Annotated in this window: 19 protein-coding genes; 5 read left to right on the forward strand and 14 right to left on the reverse strand. The window is 68.5% G+C overall.

Translation table 11 applies throughout. The features are described 5' to 3' along the window. On the forward strand, positions 1 to 1,470 hold the full coding sequence (locus tag H4687_RS01210) for a CoA transferase (RefSeq protein ID WP_063778529.1): 1,470 nt from the start codon (positions 1 to 3) through the stop codon (positions 1,468 to 1,470). 210 nt (positions 1,471 to 1,680) lie between these two features. Here the strand turns inward: H4687_RS01210 and H4687_RS01215 are convergent, their stop codons facing one another. Further along, a complete protein-coding gene (locus tag H4687_RS01215; protein WP_046915449.1) occupies positions 1,681 to 1,950 on the reverse strand; it encodes a hypothetical protein in 270 nt (89 codons plus the stop codon). 454 nt (positions 1,951 to 2,404) lie between these two features. Here H4687_RS01215 and H4687_RS01220 point away from each other — a divergent pair, with 454 nt between their 5' ends. The 4 genes from H4687_RS01220 to H4687_RS01235 are packed head-to-tail and all read left to right on the forward strand — an operon-like array spanning position 2,405 to position 6,118. Continuing rightward, positions 2,405 to 3,628 (forward strand): cytochrome P450, encoded by a 1,224-nt coding sequence (locus tag H4687_RS01220; RefSeq protein ID WP_078907539.1) that lies wholly within the window; start codon positions 2,405 to 2,407, stop codon positions 3,626 to 3,628. Continuing rightward, a complete protein-coding gene (locus H4687_RS01225; protein ID WP_078907540.1) occupies positions 3,625 to 4,512 on the forward strand; it encodes an SDR family NAD(P)-dependent oxidoreductase in 888 nt (295 codons plus the stop codon). Before H4687_RS01220 ends, H4687_RS01225 begins: the two co-directional genes overlap by 4 nt. Before the next feature lie 32 nt (positions 4,513 to 4,544). Continuing rightward, complete coding sequence (locus H4687_RS01230) at positions 4,545 to 4,868, forward strand: 2Fe-2S iron-sulfur cluster-binding protein (protein WP_046915446.1); 324 nt, start codon at positions 4,545 to 4,547, stop codon at positions 4,866 to 4,868. Then, on the forward strand, positions 4,865 to 6,118 hold the full coding sequence (locus H4687_RS01235; RefSeq protein ID WP_046915445.1) for an NAD(P)/FAD-dependent oxidoreductase: 1,254 nt from the start codon (positions 4,865 to 4,867) through the stop codon (positions 6,116 to 6,118). Before H4687_RS01230 ends, H4687_RS01235 begins: the two co-directional genes overlap by 4 nt. Positions 6,119 to 6,387: 269 nt before the next feature. Here H4687_RS01235 and H4687_RS01240 read toward each other — a convergent pair whose 3' ends face one another. The 13 genes from H4687_RS01240 to H4687_RS01300 all read right to left on the reverse strand — a co-directional run bounded on the left by H4687_RS01240 (position 6,388) and on the right by H4687_RS01300 (position 19,467). Next, positions 6,388 to 6,543, reverse strand: coding sequence for a hypothetical protein (locus H4687_RS01240; protein ID WP_225966546.1), 156 nt, complete (start codon positions 6,541 to 6,543; stop codon positions 6,388 to 6,390). Between the two features lie 352 nt (positions 6,544 to 6,895). Continuing rightward, on the reverse strand, positions 6,896 to 8,362 hold the full coding sequence (ltrA, locus tag H4687_RS01245) for a group II intron reverse transcriptase/maturase (protein ID WP_046915444.1): 1,467 nt from the start codon (positions 8,360 to 8,362) through the stop codon (positions 6,896 to 6,898). Between the two features lie 627 nt (positions 8,363 to 8,989). Then, positions 8,990 to 9,997, reverse strand: coding sequence for an IS3 family transposase (locus tag H4687_RS01250; protein ID WP_099970536.1), 1,008 nt, complete (start codon positions 9,995 to 9,997; stop codon positions 8,990 to 8,992). A gap of 17 nt (positions 9,998 to 10,014) precedes the next feature. Then, complete coding sequence (locus H4687_RS01255; protein ID WP_046915442.1) at positions 10,015 to 10,398, reverse strand: hypothetical protein; 384 nt, start codon at positions 10,396 to 10,398, stop codon at positions 10,015 to 10,017. A 297-nt stretch (positions 10,399 to 10,695) separates the two neighbouring features. Further along, entirely contained in the window at positions 10,696 to 11,676 is a 981-nt protein-coding gene (locus H4687_RS01260; RefSeq protein WP_046915441.1) for an aldo/keto reductase, read from the reverse strand. A 22-nt stretch (positions 11,677 to 11,698) separates the two neighbouring features. Further along, a complete protein-coding gene (locus H4687_RS01265; protein ID WP_050399403.1) occupies positions 11,699 to 12,526 on the reverse strand; it encodes an MBL fold metallo-hydrolase in 828 nt (275 codons plus the stop codon). Positions 12,527 to 12,716: 190 nt separating this feature from the next. Further along, the gene (locus H4687_RS01270) at positions 12,717 to 13,823 is read right to left on the reverse strand and encodes a zinc-binding dehydrogenase (RefSeq protein ID WP_046915440.1); all 1,107 of its coding nucleotides are present in this window, start codon (positions 13,821 to 13,823) and stop codon (positions 12,717 to 12,719) included. Positions 13,824 to 13,913: 90 nt separating this feature from the next. Beyond that, positions 13,914 to 14,933, reverse strand: a complete 1,020-nt coding sequence (locus H4687_RS01275; RefSeq protein ID WP_046915439.1) for an alcohol dehydrogenase catalytic domain-containing protein — start codon at positions 14,931 to 14,933, stop codon at positions 13,914 to 13,916. 52 nt (positions 14,934 to 14,985) lie between these two features. Then, complete coding sequence (locus H4687_RS01280; RefSeq protein ID WP_046915438.1) at positions 14,986 to 16,062, reverse strand: hypothetical protein; 1,077 nt, start codon at positions 16,060 to 16,062, stop codon at positions 14,986 to 14,988. Then, a complete protein-coding gene (locus H4687_RS01285; protein WP_046915437.1) occupies positions 16,059 to 16,580 on the reverse strand; it encodes an HtaA domain-containing protein in 522 nt (173 codons plus the stop codon). The genes H4687_RS01280 and H4687_RS01285 overlap by 4 nt, the downstream gene beginning before the upstream one ends. After that, positions 16,577 to 17,869 (reverse strand): NAD(P)/FAD-dependent oxidoreductase, encoded by a 1,293-nt coding sequence (locus H4687_RS01290; RefSeq protein WP_046915436.1) that lies wholly within the window; start codon positions 17,867 to 17,869, stop codon positions 16,577 to 16,579. The genes H4687_RS01285 and H4687_RS01290 overlap by 4 nt, the downstream gene beginning before the upstream one ends. A gap of 6 nt (positions 17,870 to 17,875) precedes the next feature. Next, positions 17,876 to 18,199 (reverse strand): 2Fe-2S iron-sulfur cluster-binding protein, encoded by a 324-nt coding sequence (locus tag H4687_RS01295; protein ID WP_046915492.1) that lies wholly within the window; start codon positions 18,197 to 18,199, stop codon positions 17,876 to 17,878. A 5-nt stretch (positions 18,200 to 18,204) separates the two neighbouring features. Further along, a complete protein-coding gene (locus tag H4687_RS01300; RefSeq protein WP_050399405.1) occupies positions 18,205 to 19,467 on the reverse strand; it encodes a cytochrome P450 in 1,263 nt (420 codons plus the stop codon). Between the last annotated feature and the right edge of the window lie 19 nt (positions 19,468 to 19,486).

Below are 19,486 nucleotides of genomic sequence, written 5' to 3' on the forward strand. Positions count from 1 at the left end.
ATGTCCCATACCTTCCCCGAAACCCACCGCCTGCTGAGCCACTTGTGGAGCGCTCTGGGCGGCGACGCCGAGCTCACGAGCAACGTCACCTTCACCGGCGAGGGGGCCATGCCCTCGCCCTTCGCGTTGACCGATCTCGCGGGCGCGTCCAACGCCCTTGTCGCCACCGCCGTGGGCGAACTCCTCGGCGAGGTGGGTGAGCCGCACCCCGCGATAGAGGTCGACCGCTACATCGCCAGCGGCTGGTTCCGCCTGCCCCTCGGGCCCTCGCAGCCGCTGGGCGAACCGCTCATCGTCCCCATGCCGGCGAACCTCGACTTCTTCACCGAACTGCCCACGGCCGACGACCGGTGGCTGCGTCTGCACGGCATTTTCCCCTCGGCCCGCGCGCGGATCGTCAAGGCCCTCGGTGTCGCCGACGACATCGACGCCGTCGCGGCCGTCGTGAAGGCGGCCCCGGCCGACGAGATCGAGCAGCGGCTCGTCGACGGCAACGCCATCGTCGCCGCGAGCCGGACGCCCGAAGAGTGGCTCGAGACGCCGGCGGGGCGCGCGGTCGACGCCGAGCCGCTGGCGGCGTACACCGAGCACCCGGCGTCGGGTTCCCTGTGGCGGCCCACTCCGGGCCGGCCCCTGGCGGGGATCAAGGTCCTCGACATGACCCGTGTGATCGCGGGCCCGGTGGGAACGCGGTGGCTCGCCGCGCTCGGCGCGGAGGTGCTGCGCATCGAGCGGCCCGGCTCCGACGAGGCCATCAGCCACGGGGGCCGCGGCGCAGAGATGGTGCTCGGCAAGCGCTGGGCCTTCCTCGACATCAAGACGCCCGAGGGCCTGGAGCAGTTCAAGCGTCTGCTCGCCGAAGCCGACGTCTTCGTCCACGGCTACCGGCCCGGGGCGATCGACGCGATCATCAGCGAGGAGGAGCGGCGCGTGATCAAGCCCGACCTCGTCGAGGTGGCCGTGCGTGCCTACGGCTGGACGGGCCCGTGGGCCCTGCGCCGCGGCTTCGACACCGTGGTGCAGTTCAGCGTCGGGCTGGCGAACGAGACGCAGCGGTGGGCGCTGGAAGACCCCGAGACGCGCGTGCCGATCTCGGTGAACGGGCTGATGGTCGACGCCTCGCGTCCCCGGCACACCACGGTCGAGGGGCTCGATTTCACCACGGGCCACATGATGGCCGCTGCGGCGATTCGCGGCCTGACCACGCGCGCCCGCACGGGCGCCGGATCGACGTGGAAGTTCTCGCTGGCGCGAACGGCCTCGCTGGTCATCAAGGACGCACGGTCGACGGCGGATCCGGGCCCGGCCATCCAGATCCCCATCGACGGGCCGTGGGAGGACCGCATCTACGCGGGTCCGTTCGGCCCGGTCAAGCGGCTCGTGTTCCCGGTGCGGATCGAGGGGACTCCCCTGTTCTGGGAGCGCCCGGCCGAGCGCGTGGGCTCCGCGACACCGAATTGGGCCTTCTGAACCGGGCACGCGATGCAGGAGGGGATGCCATGAGCATCACGTCATCACCGGTCCGGCGCCCTCTCGAGCAGTAGTCGAAGCTGAGGAACGTCCTGCACGGGATCCGTGGGAAGGCAGTCGTCGCTGCGCAGTCCGGAGAACAGCCAGGTCAGCGTGAGCGCCGAACCAAGTCCATTAAGGCAGTAGCTGCCGGCGGGGTCACCAGGTAGGTCAGCGGCTTGCAGGTTCAGCCCAGCCCAGCTCGGCCCACACCTCGTCGGCGATCCCCCTGGGGTCGGCGCCGATCAGCGCGGCGACGCGGCGCGGCACTGCCAGCGCGCGGGCCGGGTCGAACCGGCGGGGAATCCACTCCCACTCCTGCAGATCGCGGAAGATTGCGCGGACGGCCATCAGATTGTGGGACTTGGTGCGCGGAGAGATCGGTTTGCCGACACGGCCGCGCAAGTGGTCGCGCCGCTGCACGTAGTCACCGACGCTCATGCGGCCCACCGCCGCGACCCGGGCGGCGCAGGTCGCCCACGTCCACTGCGCCGGTTCGTGGATCTCTGGGTGCTCGGCGGCCGGCTAGCGGCCTGCCTTGGCCACGACTGTGCGGATGATCGAGCGGACCTTGGGCGTCAGCGTCGAGGTGTCGTGTCAGCGCTGGATCCAATCCGCCCAGGCAGGATCGGTGCCCGCAATGGCAGGAGCAGGGTTGAAACCCGGCCGCGTGGGCACGGGACCTGTCCCGGACTCCTCTCCGCAGCGATCGACGCCTCAGGCCAGGTGTCCGGGAATCCGGCCGGGCCCCTGGATCCCTCGCGCTCGACTGATCGCATGGCGCGATCAGTCGCGTACGCAACCTGCTCGGTGTTCCCGATTGCGGTAACCAACTAGTTGATTTACTGTGTGCGCGAGGTCTACGCCGACCTCCCGTCGCCTCAAGGAGGATGCGATGTCGACGACCGCTCAGGCCCTGTTGCCTGATCTGACCGACCCCGCAAGTTTTCAGGATGCAGTGCCGTTCGACGCCTTCGACCACATGCGAAGCCAGCCTGGCTTCTACTGGCAGGACGCATCGATCGGCGTCGCGAACGGTGGCTTCTGGGCCGTCACACGGTTCCAGGACATTCTCGACATCGAAGCGCGGCCCGACCTCTTCAGCTCCGTCCCGGGCGCGGCTTGGCCGGGCACCAACCTGCCTGCCGATCCGCAGCTCAACCCCAACATCGACCTGTTGATGCACATGGACCCGCCCCGCCACAGCTCGGTGCGTCGCGTCGCGGCGAAGGCGTTCGGTCCCCGGGTCGTGAAGAACTTCGACCCGTGGGTCCGCGAGATCGTGGTCGAGACGCTGGATCACATCGGCACGCTCACGTCCTTCGACTACATCACGGAGGTCGCTCAAGTCGTTCCGGCCCTGGTGATCGCGCAGATCCAAGGGGTGCCGCGTGAGCAGCGGCAGTGGATCGTCGATCGCACGCTCGACGCGTTCGCTGCACAGGGGACGGGTGACCTCGCCCAGACGGCAGAAGCGATCGAGAAGACGATGGCGTACTACCGCGAGGAGCTCATCCCTCTGAAGCTCAGGGAGCCGCAGGACGACATGACGACCGTGATCGCCCACGCGATCGAGCGAGGCGACGTCACGATCGACGAGGGCCACAGCTTTCTGAACCTGCTGCAGGGCGCCGGCTTCGAGACGACGCACACGTTGATCGGTCAATCGATGCGGCTATTCCTCGAGGATCCGGAGGTCGCGGAGAGGACGGTGCGTGGCATCGACGAACTGGGCCCCGACAAGGTAGTCGACGAGTTCCTGCGCATTATCACGCCAGCCATGTTCATGTCACGGACGGCGACCGAGGACACCGTGGTCGGCGGCCAGGAGGTGCGCAAGAACGACCTCTTCAACCTGTACTTCATCGCGGCGAACCGCGACGAAAGGGTGTTCGATCGCCCCGATGAGTTCGACCCGTGGCGCACGGAGACGGCATCGCTGACGTTCGGTTCGGGAACACATCGCTGTATCGGCAACGCGCTCGCGAAGCTGGAGTTGCGGATCCTCTTCGAGGAGATGTCGAAGCGCGGGTTCTCGCTCAGGCTGGACGGTGAGCCGCAACGCGGCCGGTCCGTCTTCATCAATCAGATCCGATCCCTTCCGGTGGCCTGGTCATGAGCGCGGTGGAGACGAGCCTGGACGGCCAGACGGCTCTCGTGACCGGAGCCGCCACCGGCGTCGGCAAGGCCATTGCGACAGAGCTGGCGCGCCGTGGAGCGTTCGTGGTCGTGAGCGACATCGACGACGAGGGCGGACGGAGGGCGGCCGCGGACATCAACGGGTCCGGTGGACGCGCAACGTACGTCCACGCCGACGTGACGTCGACCACCGACCTGGCGGGCGTGCTGAAGGCGGCCGGAGTAGCCCAGGACGGCCTCAATATCGTGGTGGCCAACGTCATGGGGGGAGGCGCTTCCGGCTCAATCTGGGAGACGGATCCGGAGACCGCCCGACGCACCTTCGACATCATGGTGTTCGGTGTCTACAACGTGATCCGCGCATTCGCGCCGGCTCTGATCGGCACGTCCCGTTCCGGGTCCCCGGCCCGCCTCCTGGTCGTGGGGTCCGAGCACTCACTCGGCGTGCCGCCGCATGTCTTCCCCGCCAGCGTTTATACGGTGGCGAAGTATGCGTCGCTCGGGCTGGTGGATACGGCCCGGCGCGACTTCGCCGACTCGGGGGTCTCAGTGACTCTGCTCGCCCCGAGCTGGGTGAGGACCGAGAAGCTGGTCGAGCTGATCCACTCATCGCGCGAACTCGCCGAAGCCATCGAGCCGAACGCTCAGAACGCCGACGAGGTCGCCCGGCAAGCGGTTGACGGCCTGATGAAGGGCGACTACATCACCGCCACCAACCCCGTGACCCGGGAGTTCGCTCTCGAGCGTGCGCGTCAGGTCATGGCGTCGGTCCAAACGTTGCCCGTCGTCGGTCCTTCCGACGATGCGTCTGTGCACGACGGCACCGGTGATACCGCGAAGTGTCCTGTCGCCGGGCACATGTGACGTCCTGACGGCACCGATAGGGAAGTAGCGAAATGCCCGAAGTTACCTTCACGCAGCCCAGCGGGGAACGCATCACCGTCTCGGCCGATGTGGGCCGAAGCTTGATGAAAGTGGCGGTCGAGAATCTCGTAGCTGGCATCGTCGGTGAGTGCGGAGGAGACCTGTCCTGCGCTACGTGTCACGTCTTCGTCGACGATCCGTGGCTGGCGAAGCTGCCCCCGATGACGGCGGAAGAGGAGCAGATGCTCGACGTGACCGCGGAGGAGCCGACTGCCGCCAGCAGGCTCTGCTGCCAGATCACCCTGACGGAGGACCTGGACGGCTTGTCGCTCCACGTCCCCGAGACGCAGCGATGACCGCCGACAGCGACCTCCTGATCATCGGCGGGGGGCAGGCTGCCGGAGAGCTGGCCGCCGCCCTGCGATCTCGCGATTGGGGTGGCAGCATCGCCATCGTCGGGGAGGAGGACCACGTCCCCTATACCCGACCGCCGCTGTCGAAGGCATACCTCCGAGGGGAGGTCGAAGCGGCCGACCTCTACCTGCGCCGGCCCGATTTCTACGATCGCCACGGTATCGCGGTCTCGGCCGGTGTCGCCGTGGCCGACGTCGACGTCGAGGCTCAGACCGTGACCCTCGACGACGGACGTGTCCGGACCTGGCGGAAGCTGGTCTTCGCGACCGGCGGCCGACCGCGACGGCTGCCGGACTCCATCCTGCGATCGGCGCCCAACGTTCACTACATCCGCACGTTGGCCGACGTCGACAGGCTGAAGGCGGTGCGAACGGACGGCGCGTCCTTCGTGGTCGTCGGCGGGGGCTATGTCGGACTCGAGATCGCATCGGTGCTCCGCTCCCTCGACGCTCAGGTGACGCTTGTCGAGGCTGCAGATCGCCTGTTGGGCCGGGTCACATCGCCCGTCGTGTCGGAATTCTTCCGGCGCCTCCATCGCGACCGAGGCGTCGACGTGCGCGTCGGCACGGCGGTCGTCGAGTACCAGTACTCCGACGCCGGGAACGTGATCGGAGCCGTCCTGAGTGACGGCTCGCGGGTTGCCGTGGATCAGCTCCTCGTGGGAATCGGAATGGTTCCCAACGACGAGTTGGCGGCGCGCGCCGGGATCGACGTGGACGGTGGCATCCTGGTCGACCGCTTCTGCCGGACCAGCGCGAACGACGTGTTCGCGGTCGGCGACGTCGCGAAGGTCACCGATCTCGACGGCCAAGCGCCGAGGAGACTGGAATCGATGCCGAACGCGGTCTCCCACGCCCGCGTCCTCGCCGATTACCTCTCGGGAGTGGAACAGCCGGCCGTCGACCCGCCCTGGTTCTGGAGCGACCAGTACGATATCAAGCTTCAGGCCGCCGGCCTCGTCGTCCCGGACGACGAGCTGGTCATCCGGGGCAACCCCGACGAGCGCAGGTTCTCGGTTTTGTACCTGTGCGATGGAGTCGTCACAGCCGTAGACGCGATCGGCTCGCCTGCCGACTACGCGGCGGCGCGGAAACTCATCGCGCAGCGCGTCCCGGTGGACGCCGGCATCGCCGCGGATCCGGGCCGCCGCCTTCTCGAGGCTGCGCTGGCGAGTGCCGGCACCACGGACTGAGGGTACAGCCGAGCCGACCGTTGAGACCAGTTCTCATGCCGACCAGGGCTGACGGGTCGGGGAGGCTTCTCCCTGACCCGTCACTTATGCCGGCGTGGCAATACCGAGCACACTCAGCACGAGGCCGAGCACGCCGAGGACGAGTACCACGGCGTCCGCCCTGACACCCGGATTGCGCTGAACACTCCCGTTGTCGGCGTACACCTGAACGTGGCCCGGCAAGATTTCCGTGAAGCAGGCGCATGCCACCGTGCGCCGGTGACGCTCCGTCACACATAGCGGCGTCGGAGCAGGGCCATGAGGATGACACGGTGGCGGAGCAGCGGGACTCCCGCGCGTCCGGCCATGATCCGCTTCTGGAGCTTCAGATCGGTGATGCGGCCTTCATCGACGCCGGAGTTGAACCGGGTGGTGATGCCCTGCACGACTGCGGCTGGTGCTCGCGGATGGCTTTGGCCAGGCTGGCCAGGGCCGGGATATCACGCCACAACTGATCCCCACCGTGCCCGACTCGAGTGCCGCACCAACGCGCAGCGCCCGTTCCAGATCACGGGTGTAAATCTCGGCACGCTCGCGAGCCGGGGTGGCGGCCCACTCGGGCTGCGCCTTCGCTGCGGCATCCAGCGTGCGGACGCCATCGGCGGAGCCGGCCGGTTGAGTCGGCCTGGAGCGCGGTGCCAGTGTTGCCACCGGCCCGTTTCTCCAGGCCGCTCGCCGAACCCGGCGTACCCGTTACCGAGTACCGGGCTCTCCACAGTTCCTGCCGTGGGCTGTTCGTCAGGCGGTCGTCCAGGGGGTGGGAATTGTGTCGCCCCGGTAGCGGTATCGCGTGATCGCGGGTGTCCGCGCCGGGTTGATCAGTTCCACCCCGTCCACCGCGATCGGCAGCCAGGACCCGTTGGGGCCGAGGAGCCATCTGCGGATGTCCTTCCACGACCAGCGGTGCAGCGTCTTCAACCACATGATCACTCGATGCCAGAGGAAGATCCCCAACATCCGGAACGTGTGTTTCGCGACGGCGTGCCGGAAGTAGTTGGTCCAGCCGTGCACGATCTGGTTGAGCCGGATCAGCACGTCTGCGGGACTGGCCTGTGATGTCCTGCGGGTCAGGGCACGGATCTTGTCCTTCACCGAGCGGATGGGCCGCGCGGCGACGAAGAAGTAGACGTACCACTTGTCGGTTCCCCGCTTGCGTTTCCACTGGATGCGGAAGCCGAGGAAGTCGAACCCGTCCTCCATGTGCACGATCCGGGTTTTGGCTGGCGCCAGCCGCAGCCCCAGGGGTTCGAGTACGGAGGTCACTTCGTCCTGGAGTGCGCGGGCGTCGTCGGCGGAGCCGTGCACCAAGATCGCGAAATCGTCCGCGTAGCGGGCGGTTCGCCAGTTGGGCAGGCCGTGGCGACGACGCTTCTTGCGTGGGTACTGGCCATCCATCCGCCCGCCGGGCTTCCAGTCGCGGTGCAGGTGCTCGTCGAGCGCCGACAGCGCGATGTTGAAGATCAGCGGGGAGAGGATGCCGCCTTGCGGGGTGCCGGTGTGGGTGTCCCTTCGTCGGTCGTCCTCAGTGAGGATGCCCGACTTCAAGAACGCCTTTACCAGCGCCAGGACGCGCTTGTCTTTGACCCGTGCCCGCACCGCGTCCATGACGGCGCAGTGTGAGACGTTGTCAAAGGCCGCCTCGATGTCGGCGTCCAGCACCCATCGGTAGCCCTTGGTGCCGAACCGCTGGATCTCGGCGATCGCGTCCTGGGCCCGCCTCTTGGGCCGGAACCCGTAGGAGACCGGCAGGAAGTCGGCCTCGAATATGGGCTCCAGCACCAGCTTCCGCGCGGCCTGAGCGGTCCGGTCAGCCACGGAAGGAATCCCGAGGCTTCTGACCTTCCCGGACCCGCCCGGCTTGGGGATCTTGCGTTCCCTCACCGGAAGCGGCCGAAACGATCCGGACTTCAGATCCGCGCGCAAAGCCTCCAGGAACCCGGGCGCTCCCGGAGCCGACTCGACATCGGCGACCGTCAGGCCGTCCACGCCGGCGGTCCGGGAACCCTGGTTGCCCGCGACCCGGTCGAACGCCACCATCAGCGTCGCCGGGTCGTGCACGAAGTTGAACAAGTCGTCGAACCGGCGGCCAGGTTCGGCCACCGCCCAACGGTGAAGCTTGGTCTGCATCTCCAGTACCCGGCCCGACGGTCCCAGCGGGGCCGATCCGGCCGGAGCACTGCCGTTCGGCGGTGCGTCTTCTGGCATTGCAGTCTCCATCCCTTCCCGTAACTGCTGCCGCCCTTCCCCCTGTTCCGGGCTCTCCCCGGCTCCGAGTACTACGGCGGCTCCGCCCCGTCCCGAACCGATCGGCCGACGATGGGCCCAGCCGCCGTGCCGCGCTGGCCGCGCGGCACGGCGGCAGATCCGGGACGGTTCCCGTGTTCACTGCTGACCGTTCGTCGCAGTAGGCGCCCGACTCTGCCCCGGCGGCCTCGCCGTGGTTACGCCGCAGGCATTCTCCACAGCCACCCGGACCTGCAAATACAAACCTGCCCAGAAGTTCCCCATCTCCTGAAGGGAGTTGGGTACGCACCGCATCCGGCCCAGATCCGCCAGGTTCGAGCCGGTGACTCATTTCGGGGCGTAAACGCCGGTTCCTCTCGTACACCTCTGCGTCTCGCTCGCCGGACCCGACCCATCTGGCAGTACTGGGTCGTCCCGGCTTTGTCGCGGCTGCTCCCGCCCTCCCCGGCACCTCCCGGCTCAGGCTGCCGCCAGCTACGCTCACCCCGCTGCGACGGGGCGAGCGGTGCAGGTCTTCCACCTCCACTCGGTCAAACAGCGCTTTCCACGGCGCACGAAGATTTCAAGTCCAGTGAGACGGTTGTGATGCTATGAGGTTTGTGGTGCGGGTTCGCGGCGCTTGGCCGGGTCGTTGATCCACGCCTGCTGGGGTATCTCGGGTAGTCGGGGTCGGCGGCCGAAGCGTTCGGGGTGGCGGGTGTATGCCTCGGCGAGGGTGACGGCCCGCTGGTCGCGGACCTCCTCGGCGGTGCCGAAGTGGACGGAGGCGGGTGTGTGCCAGCCGATGCCCGAGTGCCGGTGCTCATGGTTGTAGTAGGCGGTGAAGGCGTCGAACCATTCGCGGGCGTGGGCCAGGGAGTCGAACCGTTCGGGATAGTCGGACATGTACTTCGTGGTCTTGAACTGGGCCTCGCTGTAGGGGTTGTCGTTGGAGACCTTCGGCCGCGAGTGCGATCTCGTCACCCCCAGATCGATGAGCAGCTGGGAGACCTTCTTGCTCGTCATCGAGGTGCCGCGGTCGGCGTGCACGGTCTCGGGCACGATGCCGTTGCGGATGATGGTCTCGCGGATCAGCTCCTCGGCCCGTTCGGCGGATTCGGCTGCTTCGACGGTGTGGCCGACGATGTAGCGGCTGAAGATGTCGATGATGACGTAGGCGTGGTACCAGATGCCCTTGGCCGGTCCGGCCGCCTTGGCGATGTCCCAGGTGAACACCTGCGACGGGCCGGTGGCCACCAGCTCGGGCACCGTCCTGGCGGGGTGGGCGGCCTGTCTTCGGCGCTCGCCGTTCTGCCCCTTTTCGCGCAGGATCCGGTACATCGTGGAGACGGAGCAGTGGTAGCGCCCGGCATCCAGCTCGCGGGCCCAGATCTGTGCGGGCGGGAGCTCGGCGTACTCGCCCGAGTTCATCAACTCCAGTACCGCAGCCCGCTCTTCGGCCGTCAGAGCCGAGGGCTGAACCTGCGGCGAGCGGGGCCCTGGCGGTGGCGCCGGCCGCAGCCGACGGTAGTGGGTCGCCCGGGAACGGCCGGTCAGCCGGCACGCGGCTGTAATGCCCAGCTCGCCCTCGACGCCGGTGAACGCGTCATCGACCACCGGGTCGGCGGCAGCCTTCAGTCCGCGCCCTCGGAGATCATTTCCAAGAGCGCGGAAGCTTTTCCCATAACCTCCAACGCGGCCTTGTTCCCGGCCAGTTCCTTCTCCAGCCGTTCCACCTGGCGGCGCAGCTTCTCGTTCTCCGCCTCGGCGGACGACTTCTTCGGCCTCGCCGGGCTGGTGCGCTTGTCGACCAGCTTCTCCAGGGCCCCGGCATCCCGCGCGGCCCGCCACTCCTTCATGTGCGAGTGGTACAGCCGCTCGCGGCGCAGGATCGCGCCCTTCTCGTTCTTCGGCGCGGCGTCGTACTCGGCCACGATCCGCAGCTTGTAGTCGGGGCTGAATGTGCGGCGCTTCGGCCGGGGAGCCGGGTCGGATCCGGCAGGCTTGGTGCTGGTCATGAGGGGATGGTTCTCCTGTCGTGCCCTCTCAGGCTAACCCGCCGAAGCGGGACGTCTCACCCAAGGCTGACAGAGAGGGGGCCGCGGCGGCCTCGTTCAGTACCTGGCCATCGGCCGGATCGAACACCGGAAATGTGCGTCCGTCGATGGCCGGCACCTGTTCACCACCGACCTACAGCCCGGTCGGAACCGATGCGATGACTGTGTCCCTGCCGGGAGTATCTTCTTCTCCTGGTCGGATGATCACCGAATGGATGGTGTTGTGGTGCGCGGCCCGGCGGGGCAGCGGCGGAGGACTCAGATGATTCCGTTGCGGACCAAGGTGTTCGCCGCTTCGAGCTTGGTGATCTCCTCGGTGGTGAGTTCGAGTTCGAGACCGGCGACGGCGTCGTCGATATGGCGTTCCTTCGTGGCACCCACAATCGGCGCGGCCACCGGGGATTTATTCGCCACCCAGGACACCGCGACCTGCGCCATCGGCACCCCGCGAGCCTCGGCGACTTCCTGCACAGCGGTCACGACCCGCTTGTGCGATTCCTCGTCACGGGTATACAGCTGTGGAGACAGTGTGTCGTTGGCTTCACGCCCGGACCCTTCCGCGCCCCACGGCCGGGTGAGCCGTCCGCGTGCGAGCGGGCTCCAGGGCAGAATTCCCATGCCTGTGGCTTCGGCATAGGGCGCGACCTCGCGTTCCAGCTCCCGCGCCAGCAAGTTGTAGTGCAGCTGATTCGACACGAACTGGGTCCACCCGTGTCGGTCTGCCGCGTTCTGCATGAGCGCGAGCTGCCACATCAGGAGATTGCATGCGCCGATATAGCGGGCTTTGCCAGCCTTGACCACGTCGTGCAGTGCTTCCATCGTCTCTTCGATCGGTGTATTCGGATCGAAAGCATGGATTTGATAAAGGTCGACGTAGTCGGTACCAAGGCGGCGCAGCGAGGCGTCGATCTCGTGCATGATGGCGACCCGGCTCAGGCCGGAGCCGTTGCGAGACGGGCGCTGATGCCCGTACACCTTCGTCGCGATCTGGAACTCTTCGCGTGGACCCAACTCTCTGGTCAGCGTGCCCAGGATTTCCTCACTTGTGCCGCTGGAATATACGTTGGAGGTGTCGAAGGTCGTGATACCCGCCTCGTAGGCGCGGCGGACGAACGGACGGGCCTCATCGAGGCCGATGGTCCACGACGGGTAGCCCTGCTCGGGGTCACCGTAGGTCATCATGCCCAGGATGAGGCCGCTCATCTCCAGGCCGCTCTTGCCCAGTCGGACAGTTTTCACCTGTGATTCCTTTCATGTGCGTTCAGTTCGTGTGGATTCGGTTGCTCGGGATCGGCTGCCACTGCCGTGCGCCCTGCTTGTCACGGATGATGCGACCGCCCTGGGTCCCCGGGAAATGTGCGCCGAGACCGATAGCTCCGGTACGTTCCATCTCCTGCGCGAGCCGGTCGCGGGCCCTGGCCGCCGCGGCGCGATCTTCGTCCAGGCGGTCGGTCCACCCATCCTCGACCAGGAGTGCGGGGTGATGCGCGGTGTCCCCCAGCAGCAATACTCGTGCTTCGCCGGTCTCGATCTCGCCGACGCAGTTGCCGGGCGTGTGACCGGCGAACAGCCGCAGCGCGACCGAATCCGCGATCTCCGTTCGCTCCCCCTCGGCCAGGTCGAGAAGGTCGGAAACGGCACGGATGGTATCGGTCACCCGGGCCGTGGCAGGGTTGCTGCCGGGATCAGCACGCATCCAGTCGTAATCAGCGCGGTGGCAGTGGTGCCGGGCGTGAGTGAAGATCGGTTCACCCGCAGGAGCGACCCAGCCGACGTGGTCCAAGTGCAGGTGGGTGAGCACGACATCGGTGATCTGCTCGGGTGTGACGCCAAGATCGGCGAGCGAGTCGAACAGCTTTCCGCGCGTTTCGACGATATCGATGTTCGGTCCCAGTCCCGCGTCGACCAGGATCGTCCGGTCTCCCGAACGCAGCAGGAAACCGCCCATCGGCATGATCCAGCCCGCACCGTCGAACCACGGTGGCGCGGTCTGCCAATCCTGGCCCGCGCTGGGCGGCGGGTCGAAGAATTCGCCCGGCGGTACGGGATGCTGAGCATCGAGTACGGGATCGATGCTGGTAACGACCACAAGGTCCTCCTCGGCGTTGTGTGGCGTGCACCGTGGGCGCCGGCTGTCGGCGGTGCAGCGGCGACAGCACAGCCTTGGACGGCCTCATCGGTTCGCAGGTCGCCCCGCGGTGACGTCGTCGCGGTTTTGTCGGGTGCAGTGCTGCGGGTCCTCCGTGCCCGCGACGAGGGGTGGAGCCGGATGAGGGGGCTCAGAAGGTGAAGACGGTTCGCAGGCCGGTGCCCGACTTCAGGTCGGCGATGGCCTCGTTGATCTCGGCCAGGGGACGACGCCGGGTGATGAGCTCGTCGAGCTTGAGGGTCCCTTCGAGGTACTCGCGCACCAGAACGGGGAAGTCGCGGGCCGAGTAGCCGCTGCCCATCAGCGAGCCGGTGATCACCTTCTCCTGGAGGATGATGTCGGCGATGTTGTCGAGGGCGAGTGCGGAGCAGCCGGGTGCCATGCCCAGGAGGACCGCGGTTCCGCCTGGGCGGGCCGCGGAGACGACCTGCGCCATGCAGTCCGTCAGACCGGTGCTCTCGAACGTGAAGTGGGCGCCGAAGGGGCCGGTGACGGCGCGGACGGCGTCGGGTACCTGCACGTGGCGGGCGTCGATGACGTGGGTCGCGCCGAACGCGGTCGCGGCCGCCAGCTTCTCCTCACTGACGTCGACGGCGATCACGCTGCCGGCGCCCGCCCGTCGTGCCGCCTGGACGATGTTCAGGCCCACTCCGCCGCAGCCGAGGACCGCGACGTGGTCGCCGGGCCGTACCGTGACCCGATTGCGGACGGCACCCACTCCCGTGGAGACCGCGCAGCCGATGAGGCACGCGAGGTCCAGCGGCATGGCCTTGTCGATGGCGATGGCGCATTCCGCGGGCACGATCGTCTCCTCGGTGAACGTGCCGAGGGGGCCGAAGGGGGTCACCGGGGTGCCGTCGACCGACAGGGCGGGGCCGTTCCCCGTGCGCGGGTCCGCCAGCTGAAGGCTCCGCAGGCACAACGAGGGATGACCGTCCGTACAGAACTCGCACGTGCCATCGTGCCCCAGGGCGGAGAGGATCACGTGGTCGCCGACGGTGGGGCCCAAGACGTCCGGGCCGACCTCGGTCACCACGCCGGCGCCCTCGTGTCCGGCGACCGCCGGTGGCGGCATGGTCATGCTGGCGACGCCGCCGTAGAGGGCCTGCACGTCCGTGTGGCACAGGCCGGCGGCGGCCATCCGGACACGGACTTCTCCAGGACCTGGCGGCCGGACGTCGACCTCGATGAATTCGACGGGGCCGTCTGCCTTTAATTGCACGGCTGCCTTGGTCATGTCTGTTTCCTTTCGTGTTGCTGATGTTGCTGGTGATCTCGTCGGCTGGGGTGCCGCGCTCCCGGCAGCGCGGGAGCGCGGCGGGAGGGTTCAGGGCCGCAGCATGGTCTTGACGAAGTCGCGTGCCATGAACGACTGGTAGGTCTCGGCGGCGGCAGACAGGGGGGCTTCGTGGTCGATGACGATGCCCGGCTCGATCCTCCCCGCGGTGATCATGGTGGTGAGGCTGTCGTTGGCCGCGTACGGGTTGCCGGTGACCGGCACGATGGTCACCTGGCGTCCGAACAGGTTCTGCGCGGTGACCGGCAGGTCGCCGTCGAGCAGGACACCGACGAGACCGACGGTGCCGCCGAGAGCCACACACGCCAGGGCGGTGCTGATCGCAGGGATGGCGCCGACGGCGTCGATGGCCACGTCGACGCCGTTCCCACCGGTCAGTTCGAGAACGCGCTCGGCGGCACCCTCACCGCCGGGCACCGGCACCGCGCCGAGCTTCTCCGCCTGCTTCAGGCGACGCTGGTCCAGGTCCACGAGGTAGACGGCGGCCGCGCCGCGGGCGAGGGCCAGTTGCGCGATGAGGAGGCCGACCGGGCCGGAGCCGACGACGCCCACGGTCGCACCGCTCTGGAAGCCGGTCTTGACGAGCGCCTCCCAGGCGGTGGGGAGGATGTCGGTGAGGACGAGCGCGTCCTGGTCGGACACGGAGGCGTCGAGTTCGCTGAGTGTGAAGTCGGCGCGCGGGACGCGGACGTACTCGGCCTGGCCTCCGTCGAGGATGCCTCCGCCGAAGAGCCGGTATTCGGCGCACCGGGGCTGGTTCGCGGTGCGGCAGGGTTTGCACCGTCCGCAGGCGACGAACATCTTCGACAGCACCCGCTGCCCCTCGGTCACATGGTGTACCTGGGGGCCCGTCTCGACGACGGTGCCGATGAACTCGTGCCCCAGCGTGAGGGTGGGCAGCAGGAACGGGCGCCGGACGAAGTGCAGATCCGTCCCGCACACGGCGGCCGCGCTCACCTTGACGATCACGTCATCGGGTTCCACGACAGTGGGCTTGGGAGCATCCGTCACTTCGACGGTGCCATTGCCCTCGGTAACGACAGCGAGCATTCCTGGTTCCTTTGCCGACGCACGTCCGTCCTTGGCCGTGCGCATCAATTCGTCAGGCGGAGGTGGTGCCGGCGCTCGTGGAGCGCAGGGCGTGCTCGATGTAGGACAGTTCCATCACGTGCTCGGCCGTCTTCCAGTACAGGTCGAGCATTCCGGGCCTCGGGGTCGCGAACGACGACGGTGCCCAGGCGCCGTCGTGGCGCTGGCGCTGTACGAACCACTCGCCCATCCGGACCGTCCAGGGGAGGTGGCCGCCGTCCGGGTCGGCCGTGAGCATGGCGGCGGCGCCCCAGCCGAACTTGCAGATCTGCACCGACGTCGGGTCGTCGTACTGCTCCTCGGTGCCGCCTGTGGTGAGGGTGAGGTACTCACGGCCCAGCCGGAGCGCGGAGGCGTCGCTGGTCTGTCGTGCGTATCCGGCGAGGAAGGCGGCGGCGATGCCGGGGTGGAAGTACGCCTGCCGGGGCGCCCGGAAGTCGACCACGCGGAGGAAGGCCGTCTCGTCCGGGAAGTCGGTGACCAGGGTGTCGCCGCGGCGGCTGGTGAACAGCCGGTGGGGCGCGTCGGGCTGGTCGGCGAGGTTGCGACTCAGCCACCGGTGGACGCCGTCGGCTGTGTCACGGTCACCGGTGACCAGCGCGGAGAAGCCCAGTTGGGCGGTCTTGAGGTTGTCCTCCAGGGGGTCCTGCGCGAAGTCGCGAAGGTCGTAGGCTCCGCCGGTGTCGGGGTTCTGGAAGCGCGCGAGCGTGGTGTTGATCGCGATCGCGGTGTCGTAGCGGCCGAGCAGCCAGGAGGCGATCGCGAGGGGGGAGAGGTGGTACACGGGGCTGCCGCCGCCGGGGGCGTCGTAAGGGCCGGAGCGGAGGTCGCCTTCGTCGGTGAGGGCCTCGCGTTCGGCCCAGCCCATCATCGCGGCGGCGGCGTCCGGGGCTCCGCCGACGCACAGGGCCCAAGGGGCGCGCCACCACGAGTTGGCGGTCTCGGCGCCTTCGGGGCGGCCGTCGTCGGCAATGCGGTCGCGCAGCCAGGCCACCCCTTTGGCCCGTGCCTGGCTGATCCGGGTCAGCAGGTCGGGGGTGGGTTCGGTCGGCCAGGGGGCCGTTTCCGTGTCCGACGCGAGGGTCGTCATGGTGTCTTCTCCAGGGCGGTTGTGGAGGACGGAGTGAGGAGGATGGTCAGGTCGTCGAATGGTTCGTCCACGGGGTAGACCCCGTTGAAGAGTTCGGATCCCTGAGCCGTCAGCCGGACGTGCGTGCCGAGGCAAAAGCCGGTGCGGTCCGTCGGATCGGCGGTCCGCAGGTGGAGGGTGGTCAGAGGGATGCGCTCGGGTGACTGGCCGGGCGGTGCCGCGATGGTCAGGGTTCCCACGCCGGCGGTGACGGACAGCCAGGGGTCGGCGATGCGGAGGAAGAGCAGCCCGTGGTGGGCGGCGAAGCGTACGTCTCCCCGGAACTTCAGCAGGCCGGTGACCGTGTCGGCGTTGAATGCCGACGCATCGTCCGGGCTGAAGAGGAACATGTGCTCGTCGACGACCGAGGCGCCGTCGGTGACCGAGCAGCGGCCCTCTGGAGAGCGGGCGATGTAGCGCAGGAACGGGACTTTGACGCTCCATCGCAGTCCGGGCAGGGTGGCCGGGCCGGCGGTCATGCCACTGCCTGCCGGGGATTGTCGGCGATGAGCTTCTTCAACGGCACCGTGGTGTCAGTGGCCGCTTCGGGCGGGATGGTCCGGCCCGCGGCCAAGGCGGAGCGTACGGCGAGGAAGTCGGCCGCCCGGTTGACGAAGTCACCGGCGACCAGATGTCCGCCGCGGTAGTAGAGGACGGCGAACTTCTCCGTGTCCGGCTCGCCGCGTACGACGTACCGGTCATGGCCGGTCGACAGGCCCGCGACCTGGAGCTTGAGGTCGTACTGGTCGGACCAGAACCAGGGCACGGCCCAGTAGGGGACCGGCCTGTCGGCGAGCAGGGCGGCGGCGGTCTTCGCCTGTTCGACGGCGGTGTTCACCGACTCGAAGCGGACCCGGTCCGGGCCGTCGGGGAGGTCCACCGGCGGGGGGCAGGCGACGCAGTCGCCCGCGGCGACCGTGGTGCCGTCGGAGGTGAGGCCGTACTCGTTGACGACGATGCCGTTGTCGACGGTCAGTCCGAGCTGCTCGGCGAGTTCGGTGCGGGGCACGGCGCCGATCCCGACGACCACCAGATCGGCCGACAGCGCGCTGCCGTCGGGGAGTTCGGCGCCACGGACGCGCCCGTGACCGTCGTCCAGGAGGCGTACGGGCGGCGCTCCGAGGTGCACCCGCACCCCGCGCCGGATGTGGGCGTCGAGGAAGAACTCGCTGGTCGGAACCCCTACGGCACGTTCGAGCAGTCGGTTGTCGGCGAGGGCGACGGTGACCTCGCAGCCGAGCCCCCGGGCACTGGCCGCGACTTCGAGTCCGATGAAGCCACCGCCGATGACCAGGACGTCGCCCCCCTCTGCCAGGGCCGCACGCAGGGCGAGCGCGTCGTCGGCGTCCCGGAGGTAGTGGACGCCGGCCAGATCGGCGCCGGGGACGGGCAGTCGGCGCGGGCGGGCGCCCACAGTGAGCGCGAGCCGGTCGAACGCGAAGCTACGGCCGGAGTGCGCGTACGCGACCCCCGCACCGCCGTCGCCCCGGTCGACCCGGATGATGCGTTCCCCGAGCACCAGCCGGATGCCGTGGTCGGCGTAGAACGCCTCCGATCGCAGTGCGATCGCGTCGGGCGACGTCTCCGCGTGCAGGAGGGTCTTGGAGAGCGGTGGACGCTGGTAGGGCGCGTGCCGTTCGGCGCCGACCACGGTGATCGGGGCCGTGTAGCCGTACTCGCGGAGGGAACAGGCCAGCTGGATGCCGGCCTGACAGGCGCCCACCACGAGCACGCCGGTGTCGCGCGGGGCGACGGCGGTGCTGTTCATGAGGAGCTACTCCTGGGCTTCCGGGGTGGTCACGCGCAGATCGCCGAGCCCTTCGGAGAGCTTGATCTGGCAGGACAGCCGGGAGTTGGGGCAGCGGTCGACGACCGTGCCGTCGAGCATCTCGTCCTCCAGGCCGCTGACCGGTTCCAGGCGATCCAGGTCGGCTTCGTCCACGAAGACGTGACAGGTGGCGCAGGACAGGACGCCGCCGCATTCGCCGGTGATGCCGGGGACGCCGTTGCGGACTGCGGTCTGCATCACCGAGTCGCCGACCAGGCCGTCGACGACGCGGACCTCACCGGCGTCGGACACGTAAGTGACCTTGGGCATGTTCGTCACACCTCCGTCGGGGTCGAAGTGGGAGTGAAGGTCGCGGGGACCGAGATGTAGCCGTGCGCGCCCCCGATGCTCGGGTAGCCGACCACGGCGTCCGGGTCGATGCGCAGGCCGGGCAGCCGGGTGAGGATCGTCTCCAGCATGGCGTCGAGTTCGGCCTTGGCCAGGGGCGAGCCGAGGCAGCGGTGGTTTCCGGTGCTGAAGGAGACGTGGTCGCGCGCGTTGTCCCGCTCCAGGTCGAGCCGGTCCGGGTCGGGGAACTTCAGCGGGTCGCGGTTGGCGCCGGCCAGCCACATGTAGACGCTCTCCCCACGGGCGATCGGCTGCCCGAGGATCTCGGTGTCCCGTACGGCGGTACGGGCGATGCCGGTCCCCGGTGGCCAGAACCGCAGGAATTCCTCGATGGCGTTCTTCCGGTACGCGGCGTCCGTGCGCACCCGCTCCGCCTGGTCCGGGTGCTGAGTGAGATGGATCAGCGCACTCGCGGTCGCGGCGGTAGTGGTGTCGAAGCCGCCGAAGACCAGCGCGTTCACCATGCTCTCGGCCACCTCGAGACCGAGCGGTTCGCCCTGCACCGTACCGGTGGCCAGGGCCGAGAGGACGTCACCGGCCGGGTTCTGGCTGCGGGCGGCCAGCATGTCGCGGAAGCGGACCCGGAGCCGTGCCTGTGCCTCGTGCGGGTAGCGGGGATCGTCCGGCAGCAGGTACACACCCTCGTGCGCGGCGTAGGCGGCGTCGTGCCAGTCGTCGGCGTCGTATCCGAGGACGTAGAGCGTGGTGCGTGCCGTGGTCGGGATGATCACGTCGTCGATCAGCTCGGCTTGCCCCCGCCCCGCCACCTTGTCGAGGGCCTCGTCGAGGTACTGCCGGGCGACGGGAGCCCACTGGCGCAGGGCTTTCGGGGTGAAGAACGGCGCTTCGATGCGGCGGCGTTCGGTGTGCAGCGGCGGGTCGGACTCCCCGAGGTGCAGCCGGTAGGGCATCTGGGGGATGAGCTGGCCCTTGCCGCCGTTCTCGGTGCCGGTCAGGTCGTTGACGGAGGTGAAGGTCTCCCAGTCGGAGCCGATGCGCTGCACCTCCTCCCACGAGGCCACCACCCAGTAGCCGCCGTGGTGTTCGGTCCAGGCGATGGGGCTGCCGGTGGCGTGGAACCGGGCGGCGAGTTGCTTCCAGGTGTCGCGGTAGGCGGGCGAGTGGTGGTCGAAGTCGATGACCGGCCTGCCGGTGGCCGACCGCCGGACGAGGTCGTGGGTGACACTCATGTCGTACGGGCCTTTCTTC

Origin of the sequence: Streptomyces stelliscabiei (assembly GCF_014873495.1) — a bacterium.
GTDB classification, from domain to species: Bacteria; Actinomycetota; Actinomycetes; order Streptomycetales; family Streptomycetaceae; genus Streptomyces; species Streptomyces bottropensis.

Coding starts and splice junctions, on each gene's coding strand:
- H4687_RS01210 (WP_063778529.1), top strand. CDS start 1: ATGTCCCATACCTTCCCCGAAACCCACCGCCTGCTGAGCCACTTGTGG.
- H4687_RS01215 (WP_046915449.1), bottom strand. CDS start 1,950: ATGAGCGTCGGTGACTACGTGCAGCGGCGCGACCACTTGCGCGGCCGT.
- H4687_RS01220 (WP_078907539.1), top strand. CDS start 2,405: ATGTCGACGACCGCTCAGGCCCTGTTGCCTGATCTGACCGACCCCGCA.
- H4687_RS01225 (WP_078907540.1), top strand. CDS start 3,625: ATGAGCGCGGTGGAGACGAGCCTGGACGGCCAGACGGCTCTCGTGACC.
- H4687_RS01230 (WP_046915446.1), top strand. CDS start 4,545: ATGCCCGAAGTTACCTTCACGCAGCCCAGCGGGGAACGCATCACCGTC.
- H4687_RS01235 (WP_046915445.1), top strand. CDS start 4,865: ATGACCGCCGACAGCGACCTCCTGATCATCGGCGGGGGGCAGGCTGCC.
- ltrA (WP_046915444.1), bottom strand. CDS start 8,362: ATGCCAGAAGACGCACCGCCGAACGGCAGTGCTCCGGCCGGATCGGCC.
- H4687_RS01255 (WP_046915442.1), bottom strand. CDS start 10,398: ATGACCAGCACCAAGCCTGCCGGATCCGACCCGGCTCCCCGGCCGAAG.
- H4687_RS01270 (WP_046915440.1), bottom strand. CDS start 13,823: ATGACCAAGGCAGCCGTGCAATTAAAGGCAGACGGCCCCGTCGAATTC.
- H4687_RS01275 (WP_046915439.1), bottom strand. CDS start 14,933: ATGCTCGCTGTCGTTACCGAGGGCAATGGCACCGTCGAAGTGACGGAT.
- H4687_RS01280 (WP_046915438.1), bottom strand. CDS start 16,062: ATGACGACCCTCGCGTCGGACACGGAAACGGCCCCCTGGCCGACCGAA.
- H4687_RS01285 (WP_046915437.1), bottom strand. CDS start 16,580: ATGACCGCCGGCCCGGCCACCCTGCCCGGACTGCGATGGAGCGTCAAA.
- H4687_RS01290 (WP_046915436.1), bottom strand. CDS start 17,869: ATGAACAGCACCGCCGTCGCCCCGCGCGACACCGGCGTGCTCGTGGTG.
- H4687_RS01295 (WP_046915492.1), bottom strand. CDS start 18,199: ATGCCCAAGGTCACTTACGTGTCCGACGCCGGTGAGGTCCGCGTCGTC.
- H4687_RS01300 (WP_050399405.1), bottom strand. CDS start 19,467: ATGAGTGTCACCCACGACCTCGTCCGGCGGTCGGCCACCGGCAGGCCG.